This window comes from Alkalibacterium iburiense, assembly GCF_039521845.1.
In the GTDB taxonomy this organism is placed as follows: Bacteria; Bacillota; Bacilli; order Lactobacillales; family Carnobacteriaceae_A; genus Alkalibacterium; species Alkalibacterium iburiense.
Map to the genome: position 1 here is coordinate 1 of NZ_BAAACW010000129.1, position 10,382 is coordinate 10,382.

Annotated in this window: 11 protein-coding genes and 1 riboswitch; of the genes, 9 read left to right on the top strand and 2 right to left on the bottom strand. The window is 37.9% G+C overall.

Going from position 1 to position 10,382, the window contains the following annotated elements; translation table 11 throughout:
* Nucleotides 1-100: 100 nt before the first annotated feature.
* The 4 genes from ABDZ53_RS10380 (at nt 101) to holB (ending at nt 3,113) form a co-directional block, all read left to right on the top strand.
* Nucleotides 101-946, top strand: coding sequence for a helix-turn-helix domain-containing protein (locus ABDZ53_RS10380; protein WP_343756259.1), 846 nt, complete (start codon nt 101-103; stop codon nt 944-946).
* A gap of 159 nt (nt 947-1,105) precedes the next feature.
* Nucleotides 1,106-1,747, top strand: a complete 642-nt coding sequence (tmk, locus tag ABDZ53_RS10385) for a dTMP kinase (RefSeq protein WP_343756261.1) — start codon at nt 1,106-1,108, stop codon at nt 1,745-1,747.
* Nucleotides 1,748-1,779: 32 nt separating this feature from the next.
* Nucleotides 1,780-2,109, top strand: coding sequence for a cyclic-di-AMP receptor (locus tag ABDZ53_RS10390; protein WP_343756263.1), 330 nt, complete (start codon nt 1,780-1,782; stop codon nt 2,107-2,109).
* 17 nt (nt 2,110-2,126) lie between these two features.
* The gene (holB, locus tag ABDZ53_RS10395) at nt 2,127-3,113 is read left to right on the top strand and encodes a DNA polymerase III subunit delta' (RefSeq protein ID WP_343756265.1); all 987 of its coding nucleotides are present in this window, start codon (nt 2,127-2,129) and stop codon (nt 3,111-3,113) included.
* 57 nt (nt 3,114-3,170) lie between these two features.
* On the opposite strand, the gene dapD is transcribed toward holB, so the two are convergent.
* Nucleotides 3,171-3,866, bottom strand: a complete 696-nt coding sequence (dapD, locus tag ABDZ53_RS10400) for a 2,3,4,5-tetrahydropyridine-2,6-dicarboxylate N-acetyltransferase (RefSeq protein WP_343756267.1) — start codon at nt 3,864-3,866, stop codon at nt 3,171-3,173.
* A gap of 15 nt (nt 3,867-3,881) precedes the next feature.
* The gene (gene dapF, locus ABDZ53_RS10405; protein ID WP_343756269.1) at nt 3,882-4,682 is read right to left on the bottom strand and encodes a diaminopimelate epimerase; all 801 of its coding nucleotides are present in this window, start codon (nt 4,680-4,682) and stop codon (nt 3,882-3,884) included.
* Nucleotides 4,683-4,760: 78 nt separating this feature from the next.
* Nucleotides 4,761-4,932, bottom strand: a riboswitch (Lysine riboswitch).
* A gap of 99 nt (nt 4,933-5,031) precedes the next feature.
* Between dapF and ABDZ53_RS10410 the strand changes: the two genes are divergently transcribed.
* From ABDZ53_RS10410 to ABDZ53_RS10430, 5 genes are all read left to right on the top strand, one after another.
* Nucleotides 5,032-6,183, top strand: coding sequence for a pyridoxal phosphate-dependent aminotransferase (locus ABDZ53_RS10410; protein ID WP_343756271.1), 1,152 nt, complete (start codon nt 5,032-5,034; stop codon nt 6,181-6,183).
* A gap of 141 nt (nt 6,184-6,324) precedes the next feature.
* Nucleotides 6,325-6,669 (top strand): DNA replication initiation control protein YabA, encoded by a 345-nt coding sequence (locus ABDZ53_RS10415; RefSeq protein ID WP_343756273.1) that lies wholly within the window; start codon nt 6,325-6,327, stop codon nt 6,667-6,669.
* A gap of 320 nt (nt 6,670-6,989) precedes the next feature.
* Complete coding sequence (tnpA, locus tag ABDZ53_RS10420; RefSeq protein WP_343756275.1) at nt 6,990-7,388, top strand: IS200/IS605 family transposase; 399 nt, start codon at nt 6,990-6,992, stop codon at nt 7,386-7,388.
* 11 nt (nt 7,389-7,399) lie between these two features.
* On the top strand, nt 7,400-8,512 hold the full coding sequence (locus ABDZ53_RS10425; protein ID WP_343756277.1) for an RNA-guided endonuclease TnpB family protein: 1,113 nt from the start codon (nt 7,400-7,402) through the stop codon (nt 8,510-8,512).
* A gap of 177 nt (nt 8,513-8,689) precedes the next feature.
* On the top strand, nt 8,690-9,913 hold the full coding sequence (locus tag ABDZ53_RS10430; RefSeq protein ID WP_343756279.1) for an MFS transporter: 1,224 nt from the start codon (nt 8,690-8,692) through the stop codon (nt 9,911-9,913).
* Nucleotides 9,914-10,382 lie beyond the last annotated feature (469 nt).

Consider the following 10,382-nt stretch of genomic DNA (forward strand, 5'->3'; position numbering starts at 1 on the left):
TTTTTGTGTAAAAGATTGATTTACAAGCAATAAACGAAGAAATAAACTATAAAATAAACAAAATTTTTGGAAATACGAATTTTAAAATGGAGGACACAAAATGAATTCTGTTGGTGAGTCATTTCGACTGCTTCGTAAAGATCGAGGATACACCTTAAAAACATTGTCTGAAGGAATTGTTTCATTTTCATATCTCAGTAAATTCGAACAAGGAAAGTCTGATATAACTTTATCAACGTTTGTGAGGTTGTTAAGAAAGTTAAACATGAGTGTGGATGAGTTCTTGTTCTTCGATAACCAAGTATTAACAGACTACAACAAGGTTTTTAAAAAGATGTCGATTGCTTATTCAAAAAAAGACAAATCCGGTTTAGTCAGTCTTTATGAAAAGGAAATGGACTTGTATCATGAAACGAATAACACCTATCATAAATGCAATGCGATTATTATATCAGCGATCATTTCTGATATCGATACTAACTACACTATCACAAAAGAAAATCAAAATTTTTTAATAGATTATTTGATAGGGTGCTCCTACTGGACACATTACGAAGTCAGTTTGTTCGGGAATGCTATGACTATATTCGCTGATAAGTCACTCATGATTCTTTTGAAGGAAATTGAAAATAGAGCACATAAACAAAAAGTGACTCGGAGAAATATGAGAGATATTATCGCCTTGTTGGAAAATGCCTGTGTTATTTTACTGAGAAGAAATAAGTTGGAAGAAGCAAAAATTGTGTCAAATTATTTGGATTCTATTATTGAGCCACATTACTTTTATGAGAAAACGCGTAAATTATTTATTGACGGGGTCATACTTATACTAGAGGGAGAAAAGAACACCGGTAGCATGCAAGCTCAAAAAGCAATTGAAATTATAGAGCAAATGGATGAACAGTTATCTGCCTATCATACATCTGAGTTAGAAAAATACATATAATACGGGAAAATATAGACAGAAGGGCTTTGAGTACCGTATAATGAATATAAATCATGAATAAATATTTAAATTTTTAACCTGCATTATTCGTTATTTAGCGTTATAATAATGGTGTAGCTTTATTAGTGAAGCAAATGTTAACTAGATGGAGGAAATGTCGTGAAAGGATTGTTCATCACGATTGAAGGACCGGACGGAGCAGGGAAATCAAGTCTTGTCAAACGACTGGTAACCGCCATTCAATCAGAAACTACTCAATCTCTAGTTGTGACTAGAGAACCTGGCGGGAGTGATATTGCAGAGGAAATAAGGGAATTGTTGCTGAATCCGACCCATACAAATATGGATGCACGCACGGAGGCCTTGTTACTGGCTGCAGGAAGAAGACAGCATGTTGTAGAAAAGATTAGACCGGCTTTAGAAGAAGGACAAATTGTCTTATGTGACCGTTTTGTCGATAGCTCCATTGCATACCAAGGACAAGCCAGAGGTATTGGAATAGAGGAAGTAAAAGCCATCAATGAGTTTGCTATTGAAGGATTAAAGCCAAATGTCACACTCTTTTTAGATGTGGTAGCAGAAGTGGGTCTGAATCGAATTAAAGACAAACAGTCTAATCGGACGCAAGATCGCTTAGAATTAGAAGAAATAACCTTCCATGAAGAAGTGAGAAAAGGGTATCACGCGTTAATCAAACAAGAACCGGATCGCTTTATCGTAGTGGATGCCAGTCAAAGTGAAGACGAGGTCTTTACAGAAGCCTGGTCTCACATTCAAAAAGAGATTCACAAGATTAAATAAAAGTGTAGTCAAAAGTTGAAAGGATGATAAGCATGAAATTAATCGTAGCAATCGTTCAAAACCAGGATAGCAAAAGACTCTCAGATGAATTTGTTGAAAATGGAGTCAGAGCAACGAAACTATCCTCTACCGGTGGGTTTTTAAGAGCGGGGAATACAACATTCTTAATGGGTGTAGAAGATAGAAAAGTAGACAGTGTCTTAGAATTAATTAAAGAAAACTGTTCAACACGCAGTCAAACAATGATGAGCCCTCCATCTTACGATTTTACTTTGGAGTCCGATTTAACTTATCCAGTTGATGTAGAAGTTGGTGGAGCAACACTATTTGTCTTACCGATTGATCAATTCCTACAATTTTAAAAGCAGGGAGACGAGACATGTCTACCAATACAATTAAACAGCCGAGCATTCAGCGGCTGTTTCTTCATTTATTAAATAACAATACAATGCAACACGCTTACCTATTTGAGGGGAAAATGGGAACGGGTAAAAAGGAAACAGCTCTTTGGACTTCTCAAGGCATTTTCTGTGAGAACCGAAATGAAGAGGGTCCTTGCCAAAGCTGTCATAATTGTCAGCGGATCAGAACGCATCATCATCCAGATATAGTTGAAGTCGAGCCAGATGGATTGTCTATAAAGATAAACCAAGTGAGAGCACTAAAAGAAGAATTCTCTAAAAGCGGGATGGAAAGCCGCAAGAAAATTGTTATCGTTGAAGACGTTGAGAAGATGACCATTCAAGCAGCTAATAGTTTATTAAAGTTTCTGGAAGAGCCTGAAGGGGAAATAACTGTCTTTTTACTAACAACAGCTAAGCACCGACTTTTACCAACGATATTGTCCCGTTGCCAGCTTATTCATTTCCCACAATTACCCAAAGCTCAACAACGCTTACTTTTAGAAGAAGCGGGTTTGTCTAAAGAACGAGCAGCTTTGTTGTGTCATTTAACATCAGACAAAGCAGAAGCCCTGGAACTATCTGAAGATGAAAACTTTCAAAATATTGTTAAAGCTGTATGGAAGTGGTATGTCTTTTTATCTAAAAAAGATGACCAGGCCTTTATCTTTGTTCATACTGATATTATGCCTTTAGTAAAGGATAAAAAAGAACACACACTTGTTTTAGACTTATTGCTTATTCTTTTACAAGATGTGTTGAATAGCCAAATAACAAATGAGCATGTTTTCGCCTTTATTAAGAAAGAAGAAGACATAAAAAGAGATGCCGACCGACTTAGTTCACTTGCTTTGGCCAATATGATGGAAATTATACTAACCGGTAAAAAACAGTTAGAAAGCAACGTAGCGGCTCAAGGCGTATTTGAAAGTTGCACTTTGCAGTTACTAAATGAATTAAAATGATAAAGGAACCATTATTACTAGGCAGTAACTCTCCTGCTAATAATAATGGTTCTTTTTTTATAATTTTCGTAAAGCTTCAACGAGTTCAGTTTTGTCTGTCGTTTTTTTATCTTTCTTCTTAAGTAAACGAGCGGGGGTGCCACCTACGACTGAATTTTCAGGTACATCTTTAGTGACAACGGAACCAGCAGCTACAACACTGCCTTTCCCAATACGTACGCCTTCTATAACAACGCTGTTCGCCCCGACATACACTTCATCTTCAATAACGACAGGTTGGGCGGAAGCCGGTTCGATGACTCCAGCCAGTACCGCGCCGGCTCCAATATGACAATTTTCACCGACAATCGCTCGTCCGCCTAAAACAGCATTCATATCGATCATGGTTCCTTTCCCAATGACTGAACCGATATTTACAACAGCCCCCATCATAATAACCACATTATCAGCTATTTCAACCTTATCTCGAATGAGGGCACCGGGTTCAATCCGAGCATTTAATCCTTTAGTGTCTAGTAAAGGAATCCCGCTGTTACGGCGATCTGATTCTATTTCTAAATCAATGATTTTATGCTGGTTGTTCTCTACTATTGGTTTGATGTCTTTATAGTTTCCGAAAATAACTTTCGACAAGCCTTCTCCAAACACTTTACAATCAGGGAAGGAAAGCTCTTCTGACAAGTTTAAATAGACTTTCACAGGGGTTTGTTTTTCTGAACGGGCAATCGTTTGAATAATATCTTCTGCTTTCATAGGATCCTCCTTATATTACGTAATTGGTAACTTGATTTTCTTTTCAAATACTGCAGGGCCACTCATAAAAATATCGTCTGATCCTTCAATCTTTAGACTACCTTTTTCCAGATGAACATGAACGCGAGTGTCAACCAAATCAGAATCTCTAGCTACTACAAAACTTGCGCTGCATCCCGTACCACAAGCCAATGTCCAACCGACGCCTCTTTCAAACGTGCGAACAATTAATTCTTTCCTGTTCACCACTTGAACAAAATTGACATTCGTCTGTTCTTTAAATAAGGGGTGCTGACAGAGCTTCTTTCCTAAGTCACTTTTCACCATAGCTTTAGCATCCTCGACAAAAACGACCGTGTGAACAGTTCCCATAAACAAACTAGTAAAGGTGACCGGCTTACCGTCAATTTCTACCGTTCGATTGATATAAGAGCGATGATCCGCCGCATTGAAACGGTCATTTCGGTAATCTGCTTTGCCGATATTTACTTTACACTCGAACGGATCTGTTGAAAGAATATCTATAGTCATCTCTCCAGCAAGCGTTTGAACAGGAATAGTAGTATGATGTGTTAGCTTTTCATCCCTGACATACTTTGTAAAGCACCGAATGCCATTGCCACACATAGGTGCTTGAGACCCGTCTTTATTGAATAAAAGCATTTCCAAAGGATTATTTTTTACAACGATTAATCCGTCGGTATCCTGTTCAGCTTCGTGACAAAGTTGTATAGCAAGATCGGAATAGTTTACGTCTTCTTTGTAGTCTACAATCATAAAGTCATTTCCACAGCCATTATATTTTGATGCATACATAGTATTCCTCGTTTCAATTGGATTTTTGACAATAAAAAAACGCCAAGACGGCGGCTGATTGAATACGACTATGTACACAATATGATTAGCACCACCGCTTAAATAAGCAGGAGTGATACAGGTATTATCTGCATCCCCATAAGTGAAATCTACCAATTTCACCTATTCGGCAATGGTTACCTTTCATACGTTGTCATCGAATGTCTTCTCTAACGTATTACTCATTTGCATTGCTACCTCTTTTTTTATGTTTATTAGAGTACCATTAATGAAATTAATTGTCTACTCATATTGTGTTTTTTTTTAACAACTGGTAAACTGTTCCAATAAAAAATAAAGGAGCTCATATATGAAAGAATTATTAAATAATCGCGTTATTCAATCGGAACCAAGCGCTATTCGTTACTTTAATGACTTTGCGCTTGAACAGGGCGCCACGCACTTCTTGACACTCGGAGAACCCGATTTTCCCACTCCTGATCCAATTAAACAAGCACTAGCTAAATCTTTAGAAGAAAACCAGACGCATTATGCACCGTCGCAAGGCTTGCTTTCTTTACGAAAAGCCATCAGTCAGTTTGAAGAAATGCATTCCCAAACATATTATTCTCCTGATGAAATATTAATTACGGCAGGTTCTACTGAAGCCATTTCAACTGCTCTTTCTACTATTTTAAACCCAAGCGATGAAGTGATTGTACTCAATCCTGCTTTCTCACTTTACCGTCAATTAATTGAAATAGAAGGGGCGACTTGTGTGACGATTGATACATCTTCTACTCACTTTCAAGTAACTGAAAAAATGATAGAAGAAAAAGTCACATCAAAAACAAAAGCGATTATTTTAACGTCGCCTAACAATCCGACAGGGACTATATTAAATGAAGACTCTTTAAAAGCAGTTCAGCAATGTGTGTTAAAGCATGGCTTCTTTGTTTTATGCGATGATGTTTATAAGCAATTAGTATTTGAGGAAGCTCCCTCCATGTCTACGCAATTTGAAGATATTAAAGAATACATCATCGTTTGTCAAAGTTTTTCCAAACCATATGCCATGACTGGATGGAGAATTGGCTATCTGATGGCGGATGAACGGTTTATCAAAGAAGCTTTAAAAGTCCATCAATACCGCTTAACTTGTGTGACGACTTTTATCCAAGAAGCAACAATTGCGGCACTAGCTTGTCCAATTGATTATATGGTAGAAAGTTACCGAGAGAGGCGAGATTATATGTATGATCGGCTGGTTAAAATGGGCCTAGAAGTAGAGTTGCCCGAAGGCGCTTTTTATATGTTTCCCTCAATTAAAAAATACGGCTTATCTTCTTGGGAATTTTGTGAACAGTTTGTTTTAAAAGAGAAAGTTGCATTAATTCCTGGAAGTTGTTTTGAAGCGGATGATTTTATTCGGTTAAGTTATTGCGTCAGTCTCAAAACAATAGAAGAGAGTATGGATCGATTAGAAAACTTTTTAAAAGCGTTAAATAGCGAGGCAGTGTAAGTAAAGTTTTAGCTCAACTCTTAGTTCTTTTGGCAATTTGGCTCAAATCATGGTATGCTATAAAAAGATGTGATGCTTATCACAGGGTGAGTTGTCTCCCATTAGACACTGATGAAGATCAGAGCAAAGAAGTGGTGAAAAATGGATAAAAAAGAACTACATGAAGCATTTAACGAATTAGAATCCCACGCAGAAGCCACATTAACAACTATCAAAAAAATGAAAGAAGAATTATCTCATTTAACAGAAGAGAATAATGTGTTACGGATGGAAAATCAAAATCTGAGGGATCGATTAGCAGAAGTGATGAAACAACAGTCAATAGAAAAACAGGTGTCAGATACCGGTATGACCAAATCACGTCTGAATTTAGAAAAGATATATGAAGATGGTTTCCATGTATGTAACTTATTTTACGGTTCCAGAAGAGATGGAGATGAACCGTGTGCCTTCTGTTTAGAAGTCATTTACGGTGAAAGAAGATAAATGAAATTGAAACACATGTTTACTTCCGCCTAGGAGGTAAAGGTGTGTTTTTTTAATGGGAAAATGGCAAGTATGACCCATTAAAATGATGGAGTTTAATTAACAGGTGTTTAACTAATCTAGGGTATGTGATTCTTTTAGCTGTATTTATTTTTAACTCACTTCCGAAAGAAGTCTCCCTCTTCAAGCGTGTGAAGGGCGTAGCCCAACGATAAGGGGGAGATGAATGTCGGTTGGGCGACAGCCCAAAGGTTTTTTATTTTGTCTTTATTCTCAATATGATATAATCAGTCTTACCAAGTATAAGGATTGAGATAACAATGAAATTAGACAGTAACAATCATTCAGTGTTTTTGATGCATTACCATCTTGTGTTAGTTGTGAAGTATCGAAGAAAAGTAATAGATGATACGATTTCGGATTATGCCAAAGATAAATTTGTGTCATTAAGTGAAAAATATAATATCACACTAGTTGAATGGAACCACGATATTGACCATGTTCATATTCTGTTCAAAGCACAACCTAACAGTGAATTATCGAAATTCATCAATGCCTATAAAAGTGCCAGTTCAAGACTTATCAAGAAGGATTTTCCCCATGTTCGTAAAAAGCTATGGAAAGAAATGTTTTGGTCGAGAAGTTTTTGTTTGTTGACAACGGGCGGTTCACCTATTGAAGTGGTGAAAAAATATATTGAAAATCAAGGGATAAAGTGAGGTGATTTGATATGTCTAAACAAAATAGGGCATATAAGTTTCGATTATATCCGACAGAAGAACAGGCTGTGGTGATACGCAAAACCTTTGGTTGTGTTCGCTTTGTCTATAACAAAATGTTAGCCGAACGAAAAGAAACATATGAAAGCCTAAAAGATGATAAAACAGCATTAAAGAAGGTAAAACTCCCCACGCCTGCCAAATACAAAAAAGAATATGAATGGCTAAAGGAGGTAGACTCTTTAGCGTTAGCAAACGCTCAACTCAACTTAGATAAAGCGTATAAAGCCTTTTTCAAAGGGAATGCCAAGTTTCCAAAATTCAAAAGTAAACGACATAAACAAAGTTACACAACAAATGTCGTCAATGGAAACATTCAGTTATTGGATGGTCATATCAAATTACCTAAATTAAAAATGGTTAAAATTAAACAACATCGTGCCATTCCTTCGGAATGCGTCATCAAATCTTGTACCCTTTCAATAACCGCATCAGGAAAATACTATATTTCTATTCTTACAGAGTATGAGAAGGAGATTGAAAACAAAGACATTGAAAAAGTTGTTGGCTTAGATTTTGCGATGAATGGGTTGTTTGTCGATAGCGAGGGTGAGAAAGCCAATTATCCTAATTTTTATCGGCAAATGCTTGATAAGTTAGCCGTTGAACAACGTAAACTTTCTCGTAAGAAGAAAGGGTCTTCAAATTGGGACAAACAACGTATTCGAGTAGCTAAAATTCAAGAGAAGGTCGCCAATCAACGTAAGAATTTTCTTCATCATAAATCAAAAGCATTAGCAACAAATTATGATGCAGTTGTGATTGAAGATTTAGACATGAAAGAGATGTCACAAGCGCTAAAGTTTGGTAAAAGCGTCGCGGATAACGGATGGGGGATGTTTACCTCTTTCTTAGCGTACAAACTAAAAGAACAAGGAAAACAGCTTATCAAAATAGACAAATGGTTTCCCTCTACCAAAACCTGTTCAAGTTGCGGAAATACCCAACCTATGCCTATGAACGTGAGAACTTACGTATGTTCGTGTGGTCTAAATCTCGACAGGGATTACAATTCAGCACTCAATATCAAAAAAGAAGGCATTCGCTTATTAGCAAATGCCTAATCACCAATATAAACTCTTGGAACAAGAGGGTTAGCTTGGTCAATTTCGTCAGCTACCAAAAGTGGCGATTACCCAAGAAGCCCCCACTTCAAGCAACCCGTTAGGGTGGTAAGTGGTGGGTAGTTCACATAAGGTATGCTGATAGACAGTTATTAAAAATGGAAAGGAATCTCCTTAATGAAACAGAGACGATTGAATTATAATCATACGATTTATGCGAGCTTTATCGGCTTTATCGTTCAAGCCATTAATAATAATTTTATTCCGCTATTATTTTTAACTTTTTCAGCACAATACGGTATACCACTGACGCAGATTACGCTACTCATAACCATTAATTTTGCCGTTCAATTCGTAGTCGATTTAATCGCTGCTTTTTATGTGGATAGATTAGGCTACCGGCCAGCTGTTGTCCTAGCACATATACTTAGTTTCGCCGGACTCTTTTCGCTATCCATCTTACCAGACTTATTTAATCAGCCCTTTTACGGCCTGGTCATACCCGTTATTATATACGGAATGGGCGGGGGCTTACTGGAGGTTCTTCTTAGCCCAATAGTAGAAGCATCGCCAACGGAACACAAAGAATCGGCCATGAGTCTGCTGCACTCCTTTTATTGTTGGGGACATGTCGGAGTCGTGGTCCTCTCTTCCCTTTATTTCCTGTTCGCAGGAGTGGAAAACTGGCAGGGACTAGCTGTTTTCTGGTCGCTCATCCCTTTAGGGAATGCTGTGTTTTTCAGCCAAGTCCCAATTAAGCATGTGATGGATCACTCCACACGATCTCGTTCCTTTAAACAGCTCTTTACCAACAAACTCTTTATTGTCATGGTCATTATCATGATTGGAGCTGGCGCAAGTGAACAAGCGGTAAGTCAGTGGATGTCCGCCTTTGCAGAAACCGGCTTAGGACTAAGCAAGGCTTTCAGTGATCTGACAGGGCCCCTTATCTTTGCGGTAGCCATGGGGTTATCCCGTGTTCTTTATGGAAAATACGGCAGCAAGTTTCCTTTGAAACCCTTCATGACAGCGAGCGCTGCTTTGTGTTTTACCAGCTTTCTCATGATAGCTCTGTCACCCTGGGCTGTCCTTGCTCTAATAGGCTGTGCCTTGGCAGGATTTTCAGTCGGTATCATGTGGCCAGGAACCTTTAGCTTAGCTGCTCAAGGGATTCCGCGCGGAGGGACTATGATGTATGCTTTTTTAGCATTGGCTGGAGATATAGGCTGTGCTGTCGGACCGACTGTTGTAGGAGTAACTGCTGGTTTATTTAGTGGCGGACTGCAAACCGGTATTCTCTTTGCTTCCATCTTTCCATTGCTTCTTATCGGAGGCATCTATTTCATTAAGAAAGTGTCAGTCGAAAAAGTACAAAGACAAAGTGAAAGGAGCTTGGTGTAAAGCTGTTTGCTTGCTATATTTTCAGAAAATGCTATACTAGAGAGACATTAAAGGTAAATATGAAGGATTATATACACATGTTTTAAAGAAATTTATCCACACTGGCGCAGCTATGGAGCTGTAAGGATGCAATAGAGGCAGGGGTTGCATTGTTTAAATGAGAAACACCGTTATATCGATACAAATAGGAATAACCAACGATTCGCTTTAAAAATATTTATTTTTGATTAAAAAGCCGCTCATCTTTATGAGCGGCTTTTGTCCATTTCATCCTCTTTTACATAGGCATTGAGACGTTTATTAATCAAGGAGTTAACAAGCCAGCTCCCTAGTATAAAAAGGATACCGCTTGTATTATTGAAAAATTGACACTCCCACAGCTAAAGTAGTGGGATTCTTAAGTGCTTTGTCGAACGCAGGCCATTTCTGTTTTGTTCAAGCCTTAAGTTTCAGGGGGTGCCATCACCCC